Origin of the sequence: Paenibacillus sp. FSL R5-0623 (assembly GCF_037974265.1) — a bacterium.
Lineage (GTDB): Bacteria > Bacillota > Bacilli > Paenibacillales > Paenibacillaceae > Paenibacillus.
The window spans coordinates 3,900,609-3,921,896 of the sequence record NZ_CP150233.1; the positions used below are offsets into that span (position 1 = coordinate 3,900,609).

Sequence of the window (21,288 nt, forward strand, 5' to 3'; positions counted from 1 at the left end):
CGTCCCGAACCGGTTGTTTCGTCAGGTTCATTCAGTTCATTATGCTTCCATCCGAGCCGATATTCTACCGCTCCGACTGTAATGCAAGAGCGACCTCACGAACGAGTCCCGGGAACCAGTCCATCAGAGGTTCGAACGTATAACCTGCTTGTTCTGCCTTGGTCGTCTCCATCGTCCATGATTGCTCGATCCCGAAGGGTGACATGTCTTCTTTCACAGTTTCCTTAAGGATCTGGGACTGCATGCCCGTGACCGTCTCGATTAGATGTATCATGGCTGACAGCGTAATCGCACCCTTGGAAGCTGCATTCACCGGACCGGTAATGGACGAATGTCCAAGCCACGCGAGAAATCTTGCCGCTTCGGTGGAATTGATGAATCCAATCTCCGCATCCGGATTGGGCATGCCAATCGGTTTTCCTTTTTGCACATGTTCAATATGAAAATGAAGTCTTCTCGTATAATCATCAATCCCGAGTACGATTGGAATGCGCATCGCCACAACCGGGAAATCCGCTTCCTGGAAAAATACAGCCTCCGCAAGCCGTTTGCCTTCTCCATACGAAAAATCCTCCGCACTCCCATACTGTAATGGATATGTATACGGGTCAAAATCCGTTTCCTTAAATCCAGGTCTGGGATCACCGTACACAGACAATGTAGATGTCAAAACGTACCTTTTGGTGCGCCCTGCAAAAGCGTCACATGCCGCTTTCGCTGCATCCGGTGAATAACAGATATTATCGTACACAACATCCCACATGTCTGTCTGCGCAACCTCGGCCAGAGATTCCGGGTCTTCACGATCCATCTTGATTCGGTTGACTTCGGGTCCGAAGTCAACATCCGTTTTACCACGAGTTGCAACTGTGATCCGTGACTTCCCTTCCCACAGCAAGTGATCCACCAGACGTTTACCGAAAAAACGTGTACCCCCAAGTATAAGTACTTTATTCATCCAAAAAACCTCCTATCTTGTTCGATTATGTTTAACAATTTGAAGAATGGTGTGAGCATTCCGTTGAAACTCATATGAAGTTGGTTCTTCGGATACGATGCACCCACGCTCTTCGAGTATTACTTTTAATTCATCCATGTGCTTGTAACGTTCACCAGACAGATCCACTGTTGGAAAAATGCGAACCTCTTGTTTGCTCACACGCAGCAGCTCCATCACGGTTGCAACATGAAAATCAACATCCAATCGATCCGCATACGTAAACAGGAAATGGGCAGATAACGTCAGATCGAATTGTTCATCCGTAAAGGGTAGATCCGGGAGCATAGACGCCACATAACGGTCAGGAAACATTCTCATATCTGCAATGCAATCTGTGATGGCACGAGTTCGTTCTTCCTTTAACCCCTGGATTGATCCAAATTGATCCCACACATATATGCCTTGCACCGATTCCATCTGTTTCATCGTATGCTCAATGTCCTGAAATCCCTTTACCTCAAGCTCGTCGATCTCATATTTGTAGGCCATATCCACGGCCATGGGGTCTGCACCCAACTTGCGCGCCTTGCTACTAAACGAACATGCTCCACCTGGACAATCCAAAATGGACTTGCCTGTAAGATCCTCCACGGTCAGGTTGAACATCTTCATATATTCCTCAAAGGTTCTTCCTATGAAAACAATCTGTGGCAGTTCCAAACCTCCAGAATCATTGGACTGCTGATCTTCTCCGCTGTTCTTCTGACCCTCTCTACTCTTGCTCAGCTCATCTCTGCTCATCTCGTCTCAACTTCCTTTCCTGCGCTTGAATCAATCGTTAGGGAACACAAGCCCAATCTGCTTCCGAATCTGATCCATGACCTGCATCGTAACATCGGAGCGTTCATACGTGTTCATGTCAGACTCCTTTTTGCCTTCATGAACCAGATTCACAAACTCCTCCACTTCATAATACATCGCCGGATGGTTTTGTTCGACTGTGAGCTGCTCCACTGTACCGTCATTGTAACGTATCTCTGCATGTTCCGGTGAACCAATCTTGTCAATAATAATGCTGCCCAGCTCACCCATGATTTCGCTTGGTAGATGAGAATTGGAAATTTTGGAGTATGTAACAACCGCATCCATCCCATCATAATCCAGTAGCACACTGCCTTGTCCATCCACGCCAGATTCCAGCATCATCGCTTGGGATTGAACCCGCTTAGGTGCACCGAACAATGTAATCAATGGATAGAGACAATACACTCCGAGATCCATTAACGCCCCATTAGCGAGTTCAGGCTTGAACGCGTTCAGGACAATCCCCTCTTTGTACTTGTCATAACGCGAAGAATACTGAGAGTAACCTGCTACGTATTTGCGGACAGGACCGATTTTATGCAGGTTCTTCTGCACCATTTTGAACTGGGGAACAAGAGTCGATTTCATCGCTTCCATGAGCAGAACCTCGTGTTCTCGTGCTGTATCGATCATGCTCCGAACTTCGGCGCTATTTGCAGCCAGAGGTTTCTCGCACAATACATGTTTACCATTTCTCAGAAAAAGCTCAGCCTGCTCCGCATGAACCGTATTTGGTGTTGCGATGTAGACTGCATCAATCACATCACTTGCTGCCAACTCTTCCAGATCGGTGAATCGGTGTTCCACATCATATTTATCTGCAAATACATTAGCTTTATCTACAGTTCTTGAATACACGGCGGTTAATTTGAATCCATCAACCTGTACTGCGGCTTCAAGAAGCCTTTCTGTAATCCAGTTGGTACCCACTACGCCAAAACGAACCATGCTTACCTACCTCTTTCGTCTATAAATTTCATCTAAGTTCAAAACCTTTATACCATCTTGTATATTGTAGCTCATATTTCGTTCAGTTTGAAGGAAGGCGCCATATCCCCAAATATTGATATCTTGCTTTTTAAGTTAAAACTTCGTCAATCCCTTCGAATCAAGGGTATAATTAGAGATGAGGTGATCACCGTGGAAAGTCCAGATCAAGATCGCATACTGCCCAAATCTATAGATGAAAAATACTGGCACGCCATCATCAACAACGATAATTCTTATGATGGAACGTTCTTTTACGGTGTGCAGACAACGGGTATCTTTTGCCGACCTTCCTGTAAGTCCAGAGCACCCAAAGCTGAAAATGTGCTGATATTTCAACATGTTGAAGAAGCATTGGTACGAAAGTTCAGACCCTGCAAACGTTGTAAACCTACAGGCGAGCGGGTACCTGATCAGGAGTGGATATACGGAATCACGGATTACATCGAACATCATTACGCCGAACCTCTAACCTTGGATGTCCTTGCCACTGTAAGTCATGGCAGTCCTTATCATCTGCATCGTGTGTTCAAGCGGATTACAGGCCGCACACCGGTTCAATATATTCAGGAAAAAAGAATCACTGAAGCTCGGAAGTTGCTTGAACATACCGGACATACCGTTACCGATGTTGGACGCCATGTCGGTATACCTAACTCAGCTTATTTTATTACTGTATTTCGCAAACACACAGGTCTCACACCTGCACACTACCGCGAAAGGCATGAGAACTTATGAAGACGAATCTTACTTACAAAGTACCCAAAACGTTACTCAACAAGGGAACAGGGTTCCTTAATGGATATACACATACGCTGAATCCTTACACAGGCTGCGCCTTCGGTTGTTCCTATTGTTATGTCAGACAGATGCCTGTCTCCTTATTTCGCAAAGAGGATTGGGGGAGCTGGGTGGATGTGAAACAAGAGGCATCCCGAGTATTCGCCAAAGAGTTGCAACGTGCCCTGACCAAAGGGAAAGTCACTCTGTTCATGTCATCCAGTACCGACCCGTATCAACCCGCCGAATACAAGGAGTGTATCACGCGTTCATTACTTGAAACGATGGTACAGTATCCTCCAGATTTCGTATTAGTCCAGACCCGCAGTCCACTCGTTACCCGAGATATAGATATGCTACAGCAGTTAGGTGACCGGGTTCGGGTCAGCATGACGGTGGAGACGGATCTGGACGATATGCGCAAGCATTTCAGTCCTTCCGCTCCCCCGATTGCAGGCCGTTTACGTGCATTGGAACAGTTGCGGAATGCCGGAATACCCACGCAGGTTGCGATTGCTCCCGTATTACCCAGCAGTGAACAGTTTGCAGCCATCTTGAGACCTCTGGTTCAGCGTGTATGCATTGACGATTATTTCATGGGTGATGGCAGCGAGGGCAAGCGAACCCGTCGACTCGGCATGGAGTCGCTCTATCAGCAAGTGGGGATGGAGCATTGGTATCATCCAGATGCGTATCAGACTGTGGTTCAGCGGATGAAAAACGTTTTTGCCGAGGATGAGATCTGGATCAGTCAGGCGGGATTTGAGCCTTAAATGGCTATATACGTTAAATTAAAGAATATTTACACTGGACAATCCGATGACAGAACAACATTCCGATCGCTGTTATTCCCAGATTTTTTTGATTTAATATAAAACAACCCCTTTCCTTGTTCGAAGGAAAAGGGGCTGTTTATCATGATATAAGTCATAATGGCTATCTTATTTATCCAATGTATACAATGGCAGATCCACCGGCAATGCAGCCGGGCGCTGACACGAGCTTTTCATCTGGTAGAACGTCTGTTCATCTGATGAATCGTGGAATGCCCACATGGCCTCAAGTACGTGGTATGCCAGTTCCCCACTCGCACGGTGTGCACGTCCACTATGTGCTGCATAGGCCATATCTGCCACACCGATGCCGCGTGTATTTTCCTGATATCCTGGGAGAAGCGGAACTTCCGTCCATTCATGTTCACCCAGCAAGCGATAACGAACTGGACCGCCGAAGGTATTGGGATCAGGTACCTGCAATGTACCGTCCGTGCCATATATCTCAATCGGTGGCAATGCACTTCCGCCAAATACATCAAAACTTGTAATCAGTGTGCCAATGGCTCCCTGTTCAAACTGTAACAGACCCGTAACGTGAGTAGGAATTTCGACGGGAACCGTCTGGCCTCTCTTTTTCTCACTCGTAATCGTCCGCTCTTCCATGGCTTTACCCGTCATGCCTGCAATTGACTTGATCGGTCCCATCAGTTGGATCAATGCCGTGAGGTAGTATGGACCCATGTCAAACATTGGCCCACCGCCTGACGCGTAATAAAACTCCGGATCGGGGTGCCAGTGCTCATGACCACGGCTCATCATAAATGCGGTCGCCGCCACCGGCTTGCCGATCACTCCCTCCTCCACCAATTGAAGTGAAGTCTGGATGCCTGAACCAAAGAACGTCTCTGGCGCGCAGCCCACGAGCAGTCCTTTACGCTTCGCCATTTCGAGCACGGCCTGACCTTCCTCACGGGTAACCGCGAGCGGTTTTTCTACATAAACATGTTTGCCAGATTCAAGCGCCCGCAAGCATACATCCGCATGAACGGAAGGAATCGTCAGGTTGATGATCAGCTCAATCTCAGGATCAGCCAAGATTTCGTCGACGCTGTATACGTTAGGAACGTTATAGGCTGCTGCCTGCTCCTCGGCACGTTTCCGGTCGAGATCCGCAACAGCAACAAGTTCCAGCACCTCGAACCGATGACAGTTTTCCATATAAATACCGCTGATTTTACCGCAGCCAATAATGCCTACTTTCATTGTTTTCATACCTGGGGCTCCCTTCGCCGTGGATCAGAAATGGTTTATCCATTGAGGATGAATGGTTAATACTGAAGTTACGTTTGCAATCAAACTACAATCTCATTAGTTCTGGTTGTCCGCCATACCTGTGTACACTTCTGTTGATGCACTTACTCGACTCTTGGCAAGCTCTTTGCCTGCTGCCGTCCATTTGAATCCACTGCGCATCATTTCAGTCACGGGTTTCATGTCTACAATGTCTGCATGGTGTCCCAGTGAGTTGTAGAATACCCGCCCTGCACCCCAGCGTTTCGTCCAGACAACAGGCATATCTACAGGGCCATTCGCCGCATGCGGACCAGTCACCACTGGAAAACGAGTGGTTGCCAGCACTTCCACTGCCGGGTCTACGTGCAGGTAGTACTGTTCACTTTTCACCTGAAAATCTTCAATATGGTCCAATAACGGGCTAGAGCCACGCTTCATGTTCACCATGTACTCCACACCATCATTACCTGGATGAGCAACCCATTGTCCACCCGTCATAAACTGCCAGTCTACGTTATTTCGGAAGGCATCACACATCCCGCCATGAATACCAGCCAAGCCCACACCGCTCTGAACAGCCGCTGATACGTTATTGACGAGTTCTTGCTCAATCTGTCCCATTGTCCACAAAGGCACGATCAAATCCAGACCCATCAGCTTCTCTGCATCCGCATAAGACTCCAACGTATTCGAGACTTCAACCTCAAACTGCTCTTCCTTCAAAATACGTTCAAAAATCGCTGCTACCTGCTCCGGTTCATGTCCATCCCAGCCGCCCCATACAATCAGTGCTTTACTCATCGTTTATTCACTCGCTTTCGCCTAGTTTAGTTGTGTTCAACCCTATTCCTGACGTCACTGTCTTGCTTGCTCACATCTCTTCAAGCGTCACCCAACGCCGTTCTGTTACCGAACGTTCTACCGCTTCCAGTACAGCCTGACAAGCGACCCCATCGTGGAAACTCGGTGATGGTTGGCGTCCTTCAGAGATCGCTGTCACCAGCTCCAGCATTTCATGGGTGAACGTGTGCTCGAATCCAATTGTATGTCCGGCAGGCCACCAGGCTTCGGCATATTTATGTGCCGGATCGGTTGCCAGTACACGGCGGAATCCCTGTACGTCCTCTTCATCCTTTGTGAAATACACTTCCAGTTCGTTCATCCGTTCAAAATCAAATCGTACACTGCCGAGACTGCCGTTAATCTCAAACGAGTTCGTACTCCGATGCCCAGCTGCAAAACGTGTAGCCTCGAAGCTGCCCAGCGCCCCTCCTGCGAATCGTGCCAGGAACAACGTCGCGTCATCGACGGTCACTTCTCCTTTCGGTGCATCCGCATTCGAACTGCCCTTGGCACTTAGTCCGGTCATCTCGGCTGCAAGTGGTCGTTCTTTGATAAATGTTTCGCTCATGCCGATGACTTCCTGGAATTCACCAACGAGGAAACGAGCCAGATCGATTAAGTGCGCGCCCAGATCCCCATGGGAACCAGAGCCAGCCACTTCTTTTTGTAAACGCCATACCAGCGGGAACGAAGGGTCCATAATCCAGTCCTGAAGGAAAAATGCACGGAAATGATAGATCTTACCCAGTCGTCCGCTCTCCACCAGATCCTTCGCTAACTGCACCGCTGGTGAGAAACGGTAGTTGAACCCGACCATATGAGCGACTCCAGCATCCTCTGCTGCCTGAAGCATCTCACGCGAATCCGCAAGCGACAGGGCCAGAGGCTTCTCACAAAACAGATGTTTGCCTTGACGAGCCGCTTCCAGCGCAATTTCCTTATGGGCATCACTTGGCGCGTTAATATCAATCAGATCGATATCATCCCGCTTCACCAGTTCGCGCCAATCCGTTACACTTTCGGACCAACCGAACTGGCTCGCCGCCTCTTGAACTCCCTGCTCGTTACGTCCACAGATCACAGACATCTCAGGCTGCAGCGGAGCAGACGGGAAAAACATCGGCAGACTGCGATAGGCATTACTGTGGGCCTTCCCCATAAACTTGTATCCAACCATTCCGACACGAAGACGATTTGACATGGTCATTTCCTCCTTTGGAATAATAAAAAGTCTTTCTATAGGTGTACCTATAAACTATTGACGGATAGAAGAAGCACGGATGATCAGTTCGGTAGGCAACAACGCTCTCGCTGATTCGGTTACCGCTACAACAGAGTTATTCGCTTTATGTGTGTCACCCACAGACCCATGCATAAGCTTCGATACTGCAAGTTCACCCATCTCGAAAAATGGAACCCTGACGCTGCTCAGCGGCGGAACCGCCATCTCGGCGGCATCGGAGTCGTCATAACCCACAAATGCCGGAAAATCCGCAGGTCCTATTCCCCGCTCACGCAAACCATGCATGACCCCAATTGCCATCCGGTCATTGGCCGCAAATACAGCATCAATCTCATGTAGGCGATCTGCTACAATCGCTGCCGCCTCAGTGCCGCTTCGTCTACTATAATTCCCCTCAAGCAATAGACTCGGGTCCAGCTCCATACCTGCTTCTTGCAGGCCAAGACAGACACCTTCCATTCGCTCCTGGCTGTTGGAATAGCTGTCCGGACCATTGAGAAAAGCGATTTTGCGATACCCCTGATCCGTAAGATGACGTATGGCAAGCCTGCTTCCTTCCACATGATCCGCATCCACTTCCGTGAACGATTGGCCCTCAAAGTGCTGATTCATGACACAGAATGGGTGTCCTTCCTGATGAAGCTGCTGCATGGCAGCCAGTTCTTCAGGATCATCTCTGGCACCAAGGATAATGCAGGCGTCCACTTTCTGACGCCGGAACAGATCTGTATAATTCATCACTTCTCCCGGTGTCCGGAACATAACCAACAGGTCCATGCCATTATCTCTCGCTTTGCTCCCGATCCCACTCAGCATTTCCGAGAAAAAATACGCCGAGAACAGATGCGCCTTCGGAACATAAGGTAATACCACGCCAAGATTCCCGCTTTTACTTCTGGCAAAACTGCGAGCAAGAGCGCTGGGCACATAGCCTAGCTGTTCGGAAGCTTCAAGAACCTTGCGGCGTGTCTCTTCTTTAATAGGACCTACCCCATTCAGCACCCGGGAGACCGTCGCCTCGGAAACACCCGCAAGATCAGCCACTTCTTTACGAGATGCCATGAATTTCACCCCCTTCTAGCTCACCTATAAATGATGTAATAATTAAAAATCGATATTTATGTACGCGCGTACATTTTCTCATGCCATGTAACCGTTGTCAATGCTTTTAACATAAAAAATAATGAGAGCTCGGGTTAATCCAAGCCCTCATTATTATCATGCCAGAGATGGTACGTTCATTGAATCCGAGCACCTGTAATCCTAGGGGTTCAAGTTACTTATCAAACACACTACAACAATTACGGTTGATCCTATTTGTTCGATTAATTGGAGAGTACAGCTCACAACGTCGTTGTAACGCCAAGATCAACGGAGGATTGGCTGAACTCAGCCTGCTCCTTTGTTTTCGCATGACTCGGAATGCGATCCGAGGGTTCTGGCGTGGATTGCAGCTGTCTTACTTTGTGCAGTACTTCTTTGTTCGGCAGGAAGTGTTGGGAACGAATAAACCGAATTGTTTTGGTTTTGGCACGCATAACAATCGAATCCGTCTCGGCACGATCATCCGCAAGATACCGGACCCCTCCCAAGATCTCACCTGGCGTCACACCTGTTGCGGCAAAAATGACGTCCTCCGTGCCGATCATATCCTGCATCGTTAACACTTTGTAAGGATTGTCAATTCCCATCTGCAAGCAGCGCTGGAATTCGTCTGCGTTGGCAGGCATCAGACGACCTTGAATCTCACCCCCAAGACAAGATAGTGCTGCGGCAGCCAGCACACCTTCTGGCGCTCCTCCAGATCCGACATACAGATCAATGCCCGCCTCGGGGAAGGCAGGTGCCATTGCACCCGCAACATCACCGTCACTGAGGAACTTAATTCTCACGCCAACCTTGCGTAGCGTCTTGATTGTGCTTTCATGTCGTACACGATCCAGAATCATCACAGTGAGGTCCGAGATGTTTTTGTTTAATGCGGCAGCGGCTTTCTCCAGTGTGACTTCAACCGGGTCTTCAATGCTGACCTTGCCTACAAGCGCAGGCCCTACCGCCAGTTTCTCCATGTACATGTCCGGTGCGTGGAGCAGGTTACCTTTTCCCGCCACTGCAATAACCGATAGAGCGTTGTTCAGTCCTTTGGCCACGATTTCTGTACCTTCGAGCGGGTCTACAGCCACGTCAACCTCAGGGCCCTCAGCGTTGCCCACTTCCTCGCCGATGTACAACATGGGTGCTTCATCCATTTCTCCTTCACCGATTACCACCGTGCCGCGAATGGACACGGAATCGAACATGGCGCGCATGGCCAAAGTAGCCGCTTCATCTGCACTGTTCTTGTCGCCTCGTCCCATCCAGGGTGCTGAAGCTAACGCAGCCAATTCTGTTACTCTGACAATTTCCAACGCCAGTTCGCGTTCCATTTTTTCCCACTTCCTTTCCAATTTCCAAAAGCATAACGTGAAAGCGGTACTAAATCCATCGCAAATCCATATGAAATTGATCTATAATCGGCGTCGTAGCGCCTTTCGAAGGATTCATACCTTATTTATCCAATTAATATGTTGGTTGATTTCGCTCCTTTTTTGGGCTGGTTTTAAGAGTCCAATCCACCTGATTTCTTACTTGGATATTAATTTTATTTTCCATTTTCCGCTCTAAAACTAAATAATTCAACATGGTGGATTAACACGTCCGTTTCATGCGCAAAAAAATTCTTATAACATGAGGTATATACAACTTATATCGTGATTATTAAGAACATGCTGCTATCTAACAAATTCCGAACGAAAACGATTTTAGGCTGACCGTTCAAACGTAGAAAAACTAATAAATTGTAAGGATGATCCTTGGGATCAGCTTATTACCTTCACGATTATTGAGCTAATTTATACGACAATGATGTATTAATCAGGCCTTTAACTTTTGTTAAAGCCATAGATGCAGCTTATGGAGGTCATCGAAAATAATAAGTTTACATAATATTTATTATGTATTAATCTTCATCTATTTCTTCATTTTATTATTCAATGGTTTTGACAAAACATAAAAAAGCCCGAAAGAATTCTGCTTAATGGCATTTTTCTCCCAAGCTTTTCCGTCGATGATCCAGTTATAGTATCGTTTTGGTCATTATCAAATCAATCTGTTCCTCATCTCCCATAACAAAGGCATGGGCTCCAGTCTGAACAAACCCCATCTTTTCATAAAATGCGATGGCATTTTCATTTTTCTCCCACACGCCTAACCAAATATTCGTCTTGTGATGTTCAGCTGCCATCTCTATAGCTTTATGGAGCAACACCTTACCAAGCCCATGTTTTTGGAACTCTTTTTTGATGTATACCCGCTCGATCTCAAGGGATTCCTCCTCCCCCATCTTCTCAGATTGAGCATCGTTGATATTCACCTTCATATAACCAGCAACTTGATTGTTGACATAAATAAAAAGAAATTGTGAATCCGAAATGGACAGTTCCGTTTCCAATTGCTCCCGATTAAACGCCTTTTCCAGATAAGCTTTCATATTTTCGGGTGAATTTTGCGCTTTAAACGTTTCATTAAACGTCTCATAACTAATCTCCTGTAGTTCACACACCTGTTCGATGGTACATATCCCTATACGAATCTTCATCTATAATCACATTCCTTTATCATGTTAATCATTTGTTGCAAATGCAATAAAAAAGTATTACATTGAATTTAACTCAATTTTGTTGTATTTGCAACATAATATAAAAGAAGAGGTTGAATGAATTGAAATATGTTCTTTTTGTCGCAGGTATTCTAATCTTAACGCTTGGTATTTCCCTCACCATTCAATCTGAACTGGGTACTTCACCGTTTGACGCACTGCTGGTAGGGTTGTCACAACATGTAGGCCTAAGTGTAGGGAGCTGGGAAGTCATCCTTGCTTTCCTGTTAATCGGATGTAATTCGCTGTTGAAGCAGCAAAAACCCGAGTTTCTGGGACTCGTCACCGCATTCATTACTGGTGTGGGGATTGATATATGGCTTTATGTATCTGATTTCTTGATTACGCCCGAAGTTTGGTACACCAAATTGATAACTTTTGTCATTGGTTTAGTGATCATCAGTATCGGCACAGCAATCTATTTACAGACTAATTTCGCACCCATTCCGATTGACCGCTTAACATTAATCCTGCATGAACTCACCCGAACTCCTTTATTTATATCGAGAACATTGATTTATTTTGTATTTTTAATGCTCGCATTCCTGCTTGGTGGGCCAATCGGGCTTGGAACGTTGATAACCGTATGTTGTGCAGGTGTACTTCTTCAGTTCATCATGGGCCATACAAAAAGGATAATAGATCGCATATTAACAGACATGGATATCGTCACATACTAAAAATGAAAAAGAACATTCCGTCTAATTGGTGTACACCTTCTACACCATAAAAAGGCTGGATCAGAGGTTCAACCCCTGATCCAGCCCATTAAACGTGCTATCTAACTTTACGGCTCAATTCCCCATACCAGCTGACCGTTCACATACCCGGTAACCTTATCATGGCTTGCGAACTGACTACCGGTTGCCTTGAACGAGTAATCATCAGTCTGTGTGTAATTCGTCCAATTGTTCTTGGAAAAACGTGCTTGAACCTCTGCGCTCTGGCCTGCATTCAGTGATCCCGCTGCACTTGTAAAGCCCACTTCAAGATAATGATCCGCTCCGGCAACTGGAGTCTCCAGTTTAACGAATTGGCTCGTTACATTTGTGCTGCCCATACTGGCCCAGTCGGACCAGAAACTCTGAGCTTCCTCCCCGTCAATGGTATAGTAATACCGGAGTTTTACATCACTTAGCGGAATAGCCGAATTGCCTGAGTTGACCAGCTTGAACTTGGGTGAGACACCGTTGGCGGATGCACTTGTATTGCCGTTAAAAGCTTGAATCGTCAAATCCCCCGCAGGTACAGTAACCGTGCTGTCTACTACATTCACTGTAAGTTCAGCGTTATTGCCTCCATTAAAGTGAAAGGTCAATACGTTCTCGCCCAGCGGCAGTGCAGCAAGGTAGGAATGGTTCAGAACAACAGCAGAGCTGGACGCTGTATAATTCTGACCTGATATAAGCGTAGCATTCCCCTTCGTGATGCTTGTAAGCTGACGGCCATTTAGGGTGAGAGATACGTTAATATCCTGTGACGGAGTCGTCGCTTTATCAAATGTTGCATTCACAGGAGAAATCACAGCATTTGTACCCGGTGTTGAATCCACAATTTTGACTTTTAACACAGGGTCCTGACCTTGATTAAAATCCAGAACAATCGAATGCTCGCCAACTGGCAGGGTTGCCAGATAAGCTTTTTTCAACAGCAATGTGCTTCCGTTCAAGGTATAGTCTGTCGTTGCGGTCAACGCATTGTTGCCTGCCCGGAGAGCAGTTAGCGTATTGCCGTTTGCATTCACGGTTACGGTTTTATCGCTTTGATTGGGTGTGTATTTGTCAAATTCAACGTTTCCAGGTGTGATGGATGCACTGGGGGTGGGATTGTTAACCTTTAGATTTGGCAGCTCATCCAACGTAATGACATAATCACTTTGATAAAGCGTTTTCAATGTTGCCGGGTAATTGAACGCAGAACTCATCAGATGCTCGCCATACCAAGGGCAGAAGTACAGCCATCCTGATTTCTCTTCGGTCAGATTCTTCACGCTTGGGATTGTGTCATTCTCCGTCATGGCTACCATTTTCGTACCGTTCGTCAACTCAACAAGCTTATAGAAAATCGAGGTAATCGCATCCTCATTCGGTACGCCAGACAAACCGTCATAACGGTTGTAAATCGTATTGTATTTATCATATCCGACAAGATCTACCTGATCATCGCCCGGATACCAGGCAGGAGAAGTACTGTATACATAACTGTTGTAGGTCCAGATCAGATTATGCAAACCATACGTCTCCGTAAGTTCGGTATACAGCAGATCCCATAGCTCTTTGTACACTTCTGCGCCTGCCGAAGCCCACCAGAACCATGCACCTTCCCCGTTCAGCCCGCCGTTGCCTTCTGCTTCATGATATGGACGGAACAGAACCGGCACGTTGTTATCTTGCAAAATCAGCAATTGTTCTGCCAGATCCTCGATGGTCATCATCACGTATTGATACTCTTTGGTACCGGGAATTACCGCATTCGCTGTATTAAAATTCGTTTCTGTCGGTTTGTAGGTAGCCTCTTTCCAATCCACAAATTCCCCAAGCTCATACGTATTGAAATTACGAGGTACATTGATATGCCAGGAAGCTGTTGCAATACCTTCACGGTTATTCACCCAATCAATCATACGATCGGTTGTACCGTCCTCCCAACCATACAACGGATTATAGTTCATCAAATCAAAACCGCGGATAGCCGGATACTTTCCGGTAAGATCATGAATCCACTCGAATTCAAGCTCTGTATCTCCGTCATTCCCTCCTCCGTAGATTTCTTGCTGACCAGAAATAATGTTGTTTCCGTATACCTCCGTTAAATAATTCATCAAAATTTGAGTTTCCGGTGTAGCTTCAGGATCAGTGAGAATTGGCTGCACATTCAGGGGATCCAGATCAGCATGATCCACTGTGAAGGTATCAAAATAAGCGAAGCCCCAACCAGCCTTTAGCTCAATCGTGTTGGTACCCTGATTCAACTTATGAAAACCAAAATCAAAATTCGACCACGTAGTCGTGTAAGGTAGCATATACGCCCCCTTGGTAACACCATTCACGTTTAAATTTTGTGACCTGCCATCTGCACTGAGCTCCTGCATATATCGTGTGGAGATCGCGTACATGCCGGTTTCCGGGACAGTAACTGTGAAGGTTAATGTGCCAGAGTTCTGCATCCAGACAAATCCATCCCCCGAGAATCCGGGCTTGGGTTGTCCATAGATTGAAGTAACCACTTGAAGATCCGGGGTGAGCTGCGCATTTTCGCTTTCGATGGTGAACAGTGGGGTGTCTGCATGAACGGGCGCTGTCATTAATCCAAGCAGTAGGGCCAATGCCAGCATCATTGCGGTTGCCTTTTTGAGCAAATTTTTCATCAATTCCATCTTCCTTCCCAAGTGAAATATGATAATGAAATGTCAATGAACCCATTCATGATGGCGCTTTCATTTTAAACATAGCATGCATACCAATATTTGTAAATATATGGTGAATGAGAATGTTTGAAATTCTTTTGTACCAGTACTTTGAACGCCATTTGTCCATCCTTCCACCAATATTGAAGACAATTCGAAAACGGTTCATTATCTAACCAGTTTCGGGCCTAAACTTCATCTCACGTTAGATGAATGTACTTGGCAGAAAACCTACAAAAACAAAAAAAGCATTCCTGGATCGGATGCTTTTTCAAAGAACGTTTCTTCATTTCACATTTTTTTATGTCTACGTCCTGCGTCCCGGCTCAACTAACGGTTTCCTCGGGAGATGTTTCCTTTACCACACAGCGTTCCCCTGCCTTGCGTACCGCCCGAATAATGCCACCGTAGCCGGTACAACGACACAAATTCCCACATAATCCCGTTTCAATCTGTTCTTGAGAAGGCTCAGGATGTGCATCCAGTAATGCCTTGGTTGAGATCACCATGCCCGGAGTACAGTAGCCGCACTGAAAGCCACCTTCCTCCACAAAAGCCTGTTGAATCGGATGCAGAGTGCCTTTCTCCTCGCCGTGCAGACCTTCAATCGTCATAATGTCACTGCCTTCACATTGATAAGCCATGACAAGACAGGAATTCACAGGCTCTCCATTCATCAGAACCATACATGCGCCGCAGCGACCAACTTCGCAGGATACTTTGGTACCCGTTAGCTGCAAATGAGTCCGAAGCACATCGACAAGTCGGGTCGTTTGTGCAATCTCCAGATGTTTCTGCTCGCCATTCACCACGGCTGTCCAGTGATTATCAAGTGGCTTACTCATGATGGGCTCACTCCTTCCTGCAAAGGTACATTTAAAGGTCTGACCAGTTGTTCCCTCGGTACAGGAAGAGAGTTAACCCATACGCCTGTTGCCTGATGAATTGCAGCTGTTATGGCTGGCGCAAGCGCAACGGAGCCTATCTCACCGATCCCCCTAGGACCAAACGCATCACCTTCTGGCAAGTCTTCAATTGCCTCAACCTCCAGATTGGTATGAATATCCTGAATGGTTGGGATCAGATACGTGTCGAGGTTGGTGGTTACATAACGGCTGTCCTGCATGACCGCATCCTCAGTCAACGTAAATCCAAGGGCCATGACACTACCGCCCTCAATCTGTCCGATATAGCCCATAGGGTTGATAACCGGTCCTGCCGCAACTACATGGCGTGTATCGAGCAACTTGGTTTCGCCGGTCAAGGTGTTCACTTCCACCTCTGCCGCTACCGCCGCATACGTATATAAATAATGCCCGCCTACCACATTGTCCGGCGTAGTTGGATAATCAAACTTTGTATCGAAAATCCATTCATCGGCTTCGCCCTGCGTCGCAAGTTCAGCATACGAAACCACAAAACCTGATGAAACTCCCTCTTTCGCCAGGTATTGAGATGCACCTAAATAACTTTCAGCAATTTGAGTACTTTCAGTCCTTCCAGCAACGATCTCAGCCACTTTAGTTCTTTCAGCCTTTTCTGGTGTTTCTACTTCTGAAGTTTCTGCAGGAAGCTGGTCTTTGCGCCATACACCACCGGGTCCTGTCACCAGTTCATCCGTCGGAATGCCCGACATTACAGACGCGGTAGCGAGAACACGGGAACGAAATGGAGTCTGCAAGCGTTGAAGAGCCATCCATGCCATCGTTGTTGAACGTGAAGCTGTGCTTGATCCGCTGTGTGGCACACGATCCGTGTCTCCAATGATGATACTGAGATCCGACGTACTGCATTGGAACAGATCACACAACATAATTTCCAGCGTTGCAATGAGCCCCTGACCAAATTCCTCGTAGCTGAACGCCACCTCAATCTTGCCTTCATTATTCAGGGACAGGCGGCCTCCCGCAGGGTCCGGAATGCCATAACCTAGCCCCGCACCATGCATGGCGATGGCTGCTCCGACTCCGCGTTTGATCCACGGTGGCAGAGCAGGATCTGCCGGGGGACTCTGATGTTTTTGCCACAGTTCGGAGCGATCCAATGCCTCCCATACTTGGGACAGTCCATCCGTAACCAGAATACGTTGATTCAGTGGTCCAGGATCATTCTTTTCCCTCATATTACGTCTACGGAACTCCCAAGGGTCCATGTTCATGATTGCTGCAAGCCGATCCATCTGGCCTTCCATGGCAAAAATCGCCTGATTCCCGCCAAATCCGCGAAACTCACCTGACAGCCCGTTATTCGTATATACAGATACACCTTCCACATCCACATTTGGAATGGCGTAGGGTCCAAGGCAATGCTCGGTACAGAAGTTCAGTACGGGTGCACCAAGTGTGGCGTACGCTCCGGTATCTGCGGTAATACGGACACGATGCGCCTGTAGGATGCCTTCTCGACTCATGCCTGTCTGCATTTCAATCTTCATCGGATGTCGTTTCAGCCCTGCACGTACGGATTCTTTGCGTGAATTATGCATTTTTACAGGACGTCCGCATCTCAAGGCCAGCAATGCACCATAAGGCTGTACGTTTAGTTCATCTTTTCCGCCAAATGAACCACCAATCGGTGAAGATACTACCCGGATATCCTCTTCAGGATAGCCAATAATGCGCGCAAGCTGCATCCGGTCTTTATAGCCATGCTGCGTTGCCGCGTATACATTCAGCCGTCCCTCTTCATCCGGGACAAACAGGCCACCTTCTGTCTCCATGTACGCATGCATCTGACGAGGCGTATAATACGTCTCTGTCACGATATGATCACAATTGGCAAAAGCTTGCTCGGCGTCTCCACGTTTGATCTCCGTGCGATGCAGCACATTCCCGGGACCATGCTCATGCAGCTCTGGTGCGCCGGGAGCCAAGGCAGCGTCTGTACTATTCAGCGGTGTGAGTTCCTCATACACTACACGGATCGCATCCAGTGCAAGGGCCGCACGTTCCGGAGAATCCGCAGCAACCGCTGCAATGGCGTCACCGACATAACGTACAATATCCTCGCAAAACACAGGCTGATCCGGGGTCGCTATGCCAAAACGATTCAGACCAGGCACATCTTTGGAGGTCAAAACCGCATAGACACCTTCCAACGCCTCAGCTTCCGAAGTATCTACAGACAATATGCGAGCATAAGGATATTCGCTTCGCAATACTCTGCCATGAATCATGTCAGGTAGCGTCATATCCGTCAGATATTGAAGCTGGCCTGTTACTTTGGGCGCCCCATCTGGCCGCAGGTGCCAGCGTTTCCCGCTCTGTTTCCGATTCAGCAGCATGATCCCTCTCCCCCTTTGCTTGATCCCATTCATTTATTCGTGAAGTGCCTCCCATAGCCCAGCACCAAGCATATTGCCTGCGGTCTGTTTGCGATATTGTTCTGTTGCAAATGCATCGCCATACGTCGTAAACTCATCAGCCACAGCAGCTGAAAGAGTCCCGGCTTGCATGACAGAAGCTTCGCTACCAAGAAGCTGTTGTTCTGACTCCAGAAGTCGCATCGCCATACCTGAGCCCCCGCCAGCCGCAATCGCAATCTTGGTCCAGCGGTTATCCGAATCAATCTCACCGTATAACGCAACCGTCACCAGCGATGCACTGAACGTCTCCCGTCGGCCCAGCTTGCGATAAAAGGAAACTGCTCGTGCAGCAGGTCTGTACTCACCTTCCACATCGAGCATAGAGGACGGTCTCATCAGAATATGAATCGAGATTAATACGTCCCCTGGATTACGGCTGCCATCCCGCCCACCCTGAAGCCAGGAAGACACACTGCGAATCTCTATTCCGTTGTCAGTCAACCAGTGCAGCTCCGCATCATATACAAGCAAAGCAGGCAACGTATCTCCTACTCCGGATACAATATTCCCGCCAATGGTTGCCACATTTCGAATGGAAGGAGCAGCAATTGCATTCACCGCTTCTTGCAGGATCGGCAGTTGATGCAGCAACACTTGTGCAGCACATTCCTTTAATCGGGTCATTGCTCCAATGACTATCTCATCTCCACGAGTAGATACACCGTTCATTTCAGGAATACGAGCCAGGCTAATCATGTGTTCAGGCGCTGGAACCAAGCCGCCCTCCCACTGGGTTCTTAGCAATGTTCCACCTGCCGTGAAACAACATATACCCTTGAGTCTACTTCTCAACGTTTGCAGTTCTTGCAGATTCTCAGGCTGCCATACCGATGGCATGGCTCCAGAACCGTATGCCGGTGTTACCATCGCTGCACCCCCTTTCTCTCTCTTCCTTGGGCAGGAAATTCAACCGTCTGATCCAGATAATTCTTCAAATCATATGAGAGTTCAGCAGCAACGTCAATTACCTTCACATCGTTTTGGATAAATGTATAAAACCTGCGTTCTATTTGTGCTTGATGCATGATGATCTATCGAAAGCTAACACGGATTCTCATTCAGCACATGTTAAAAGAAGACAAACAGGCCAACCAGACTGCTTGGCTGACCTGATCATGTTATTAAATTATACATAGTTAATAATCTTCTCCTCTTATTTAGTCTGTCTGATGCGATTCATATACATGATTCAGAATGCGTTCCAATTCCGGTTCTGTATCCGCATCCCAGAAACTAGTTTCAGACAGTGGTACATGTACACCTGAATAGTTAGCGCTACGCATGATCTTGCGTGCCCCTTCATCTCCATGTAGAGACAACAGAGGCCCGAACATATGGGAGCGAAAAGCAACAGGCGGCTTGCCTCCCTCACCATCGGTAGCTGCGACATAGTCACACAGGTTGTGGGTAGTCAGTGCTCTGGTCACCCGATTGATATCCTGTGCTTGTAATAAAGGCTGATCGCCCAGTAACATGAGAATGCCCTCCGGTTTGTACTCCATGGCCGACAACACGCCAGAATGAAGAGAATTGGCCATGCCGCAGGCATAGTCAGCACAGACCACAATTCGAAGTCTTGCTGTAGGATGATAGGCATACGCGGCAGAATCAAACCATTTTACAGGCATCCATGCCAACGAATCTTCCGGTTTGACCACACAGATCACTTGATCCAGCTCCGAATTCAGCGCAGCTTCCAGGGACCAGCCAGCCAGGGACCTCCCGTCTGGCATGACAACCGCGAGTTTATCCCGACCAAGACGACGACTCTTACCTGCTGCCAGAACTATGCCCGTCATTCGCATGTGCAACGCTCCCCTTCTGAACCTCAGAACTCAAGGAAGAGACCTTCTGTTTACATGCGATCAATTCCGCTGCAATGCTGATGGCGATCTGTTCGGGCCCATCTGCTCCGATGCTCAATCCAACAGGAGAATGCACATATTTCAACGGTGGTAAACCATCCAGCAGACGGGCTGTTCGTGTTTTGGAACCCATGATGCCAAGATACGCGTACTCACAGTCCACTAACATCTCCAACAGTTCACGTTCGCGGGGATAATTGTGACTCATTAAAATCAAATAATCTCCGTTGTGCACGTTTAACAAATGCATAATCTCACACGGGAAACCAATTACCAGTTCAGCTTCAGGGAACCTTTCCGAGGTGCATAAGGACTCTCGCCAATCGGCTACTACAACACGGAATCCTGCAGACCCGGCGAGTCTGGCAACAGGAATAACATCATTCCCGGCTCCGACGATAATCAGGCGAGGTTTAGGAGCGTACAGCGAAGTAAGTTGCTGCGGGAGGCCCCAGGGATTCGTTAAGACCGTGTTGTTAATCACTTTTACAGCATCAGTATCAGCATCAGAGATATGTTGAGAATCACCGGATAGATCGGTAGAGTGAGATCCGTTTGACGCAGCAGCTACCACTTCAGGCACAAGCGTAAGGCGAGGTTTATCGGGAGAATGTTGTGTTGATGTTGTATGTTCATGCTTGGTATTTCCACTGCTGTGTTGCACATCAACCTGCAATGGCGATCGATTATGATTCGCCACAACATCATGAGGAGGGACGAGCGAAGGACGCAAAGTTGACTTTTGCCCCGTTTCCATAGACTCAACCCGTTTCCATCCATATTGAACCCTCGTATAATCATCTTGGAACGTTCGGGTTAACGCTGTTGCAGCGCCGGATTGAAAACACTCATACATCTTCTGTAACGTATCTCGGAGTTCACCACACACAGGTTCAAGCAGCACAACAACGAGTCCGCCGCAGCCAATCGCCTCACCCCAGGACAGATCATCCTCGGGACGCATGTCGTATTCCACGAATTCCATCTGCATTGTATCCAGCACATGGCTCACCCGGGCCTGAAGATCACTCTCCAGGCATCCCGGGCTGATACTGCCAACCATTTTGCCATCCTCGGTCAACAGCATAGAGACTCCCTGCTTACGGTAAGCATGACCCTCTACCTTGATCGCTGTTGCGAGCACACAGCGCGTTTCACGGGCTGCGATTGCACACAAATCATGCATTTCCATATCGGTCTCCATCCTTTCTGGAATTGCATAAGCTTCCT

General features: G+C 47.7%; 19 protein-coding genes. 3 read left to right on the forward strand and 16 right to left on the reverse strand.

The features are described 5' to 3' along the window. Positions 1-64 precede the first annotated feature (64 nt). Genes MKY92_RS17045 through MKY92_RS17055 form a run of 3 tightly spaced genes read right to left on the reverse strand, consistent with a single transcriptional unit; the run spans position 65 to position 2,752 of the window. Positions 65-958, reverse strand: coding sequence for an NAD-dependent epimerase/dehydratase family protein (locus MKY92_RS17045; RefSeq protein ID WP_339297031.1), 894 nt, complete (start codon positions 956-958; stop codon positions 65-67). Between the two features lie 12 nt (positions 959-970). After that, positions 971-1,741, reverse strand: coding sequence for an SAM-dependent methyltransferase (locus tag MKY92_RS17050; RefSeq protein ID WP_339297032.1), 771 nt, complete (start codon positions 1,739-1,741; stop codon positions 971-973). 30 nt (positions 1,742-1,771) lie between these two features. After that, the gene (locus tag MKY92_RS17055) at positions 1,772-2,752 is read right to left on the reverse strand and encodes a Gfo/Idh/MocA family oxidoreductase (protein WP_339297033.1); all 981 of its coding nucleotides are present in this window, start codon (positions 2,750-2,752) and stop codon (positions 1,772-1,774) included. Positions 2,753-2,944: 192 nt separating this feature from the next. Here MKY92_RS17055 and MKY92_RS17060 point away from each other — a divergent pair, with 192 nt between their 5' ends. Together MKY92_RS17060 and MKY92_RS17065 are read left to right on the forward strand one after the other, a co-directional pair. Then, positions 2,945-3,529 carry a bifunctional transcriptional activator/DNA repair enzyme AdaA gene (locus tag MKY92_RS17060; protein ID WP_339297034.1) on the forward strand — a complete coding sequence of 195 codons (585 nt, stop codon included), beginning with the start codon at positions 2,945-2,947 and terminating at the stop codon, positions 3,527-3,529. Then, complete coding sequence (locus MKY92_RS17065) at positions 3,526-4,344, forward strand: radical SAM protein (RefSeq protein ID WP_339297035.1); 819 nt, start codon at positions 3,526-3,528, stop codon at positions 4,342-4,344. The genes MKY92_RS17060 and MKY92_RS17065 overlap by 4 nt, the downstream gene beginning before the upstream one ends. A 168-nt stretch (positions 4,345-4,512) precedes the next feature. Here MKY92_RS17065 and MKY92_RS17070 read toward each other — a convergent pair whose 3' ends face one another. The 6 genes from MKY92_RS17070 to MKY92_RS17095 all read right to left on the reverse strand — a co-directional run bounded on the left by MKY92_RS17070 (position 4,513) and on the right by MKY92_RS17095 (position 11,363). Continuing rightward, on the reverse strand, positions 4,513-5,619 hold the full coding sequence (locus tag MKY92_RS17070) for a Gfo/Idh/MocA family oxidoreductase (RefSeq protein WP_339297036.1): 1,107 nt from the start codon (positions 5,617-5,619) through the stop codon (positions 4,513-4,515). Positions 5,620-5,715: 96 nt separating this feature from the next. Then, positions 5,716-6,441: a ThuA domain-containing protein gene (locus tag MKY92_RS17075; protein WP_339297037.1), complete on the reverse strand. Its 726-nt coding sequence runs from the start codon at positions 6,439-6,441 to the stop codon at positions 5,716-5,718. Between the two features lie 70 nt (positions 6,442-6,511). Then, on the reverse strand, positions 6,512-7,684 hold the full coding sequence (locus tag MKY92_RS17080) for a Gfo/Idh/MocA family oxidoreductase (RefSeq protein ID WP_076217227.1): 1,173 nt from the start codon (positions 7,682-7,684) through the stop codon (positions 6,512-6,514). Positions 7,685-7,738: 54 nt separating this feature from the next. After that, on the reverse strand, positions 7,739-8,788 hold the full coding sequence (locus MKY92_RS17085; protein ID WP_339297038.1) for a LacI family DNA-binding transcriptional regulator: 1,050 nt from the start codon (positions 8,786-8,788) through the stop codon (positions 7,739-7,741). Positions 8,789-9,069: 281 nt separating this feature from the next. Then, on the reverse strand, positions 9,070-10,152 hold the full coding sequence (glpX, locus tag MKY92_RS17090) for a class II fructose-bisphosphatase (protein WP_076217229.1): 1,083 nt from the start codon (positions 10,150-10,152) through the stop codon (positions 9,070-9,072). Positions 10,153-10,841: 689 nt separating this feature from the next. After that, complete coding sequence (locus MKY92_RS17095; protein ID WP_339297039.1) at positions 10,842-11,363, reverse strand: GNAT family N-acetyltransferase; 522 nt, start codon at positions 11,361-11,363, stop codon at positions 10,842-10,844. Between the two features lie 122 nt (positions 11,364-11,485). Between MKY92_RS17095 and MKY92_RS17100 the strand changes: the two genes are divergently transcribed. Beyond that, a complete protein-coding gene (locus tag MKY92_RS17100) occupies positions 11,486-12,103 on the forward strand; it encodes a YitT family protein (RefSeq protein ID WP_339297040.1) in 618 nt (205 codons plus the stop codon). Positions 12,104-12,210: 107 nt separating this feature from the next. Here MKY92_RS17100 and MKY92_RS17105 read toward each other — a convergent pair whose 3' ends face one another. The 7 genes from MKY92_RS17105 to MKY92_RS17135 form a co-directional block, all read right to left on the reverse strand. After that, complete coding sequence (locus MKY92_RS17105) at positions 12,211-14,790, reverse strand: glycosyl hydrolase (protein WP_339297041.1); 2,580 nt, start codon at positions 14,788-14,790, stop codon at positions 12,211-12,213. A 365-nt stretch (positions 14,791-15,155) separates the two neighbouring features. Further along, positions 15,156-15,674 (reverse strand): (2Fe-2S)-binding protein, encoded by a 519-nt coding sequence (locus MKY92_RS17110; RefSeq protein ID WP_339297042.1) that lies wholly within the window; start codon positions 15,672-15,674, stop codon positions 15,156-15,158. Next, positions 15,671-18,112, reverse strand: a complete 2,442-nt coding sequence (locus tag MKY92_RS17115; RefSeq protein ID WP_339297043.1) for a molybdopterin cofactor-binding domain-containing protein — start codon at positions 18,110-18,112, stop codon at positions 15,671-15,673. Before MKY92_RS17115 ends, MKY92_RS17110 begins: the two co-directional genes overlap by 4 nt. Before the next feature lie 33 nt (positions 18,113-18,145). Next, on the reverse strand, positions 18,146-19,060 hold the full coding sequence (locus MKY92_RS17120) for an FAD binding domain-containing protein (RefSeq protein ID WP_339297044.1): 915 nt from the start codon (positions 19,058-19,060) through the stop codon (positions 18,146-18,148). Then, a complete protein-coding gene (locus MKY92_RS17125) occupies positions 19,054-19,218 on the reverse strand; it encodes a hypothetical protein (RefSeq protein WP_221821548.1) in 165 nt (54 codons plus the stop codon). The genes MKY92_RS17120 and MKY92_RS17125 overlap by 7 nt, the downstream gene beginning before the upstream one ends. 132 nt (positions 19,219-19,350) lie before the next feature. Further along, entirely contained in the window at positions 19,351-19,992 is a 642-nt protein-coding gene (locus MKY92_RS17130; protein ID WP_339297045.1) for a nucleotidyltransferase family protein, read from the reverse strand. Continuing rightward, complete coding sequence (locus MKY92_RS17135) at positions 19,964-21,250, reverse strand: XdhC family protein (RefSeq protein WP_339297046.1); 1,287 nt, start codon at positions 21,248-21,250, stop codon at positions 19,964-19,966. The genes MKY92_RS17130 and MKY92_RS17135 overlap by 29 nt, the downstream gene beginning before the upstream one ends. Between the last annotated feature and the right edge of the window lie 38 nt (positions 21,251-21,288).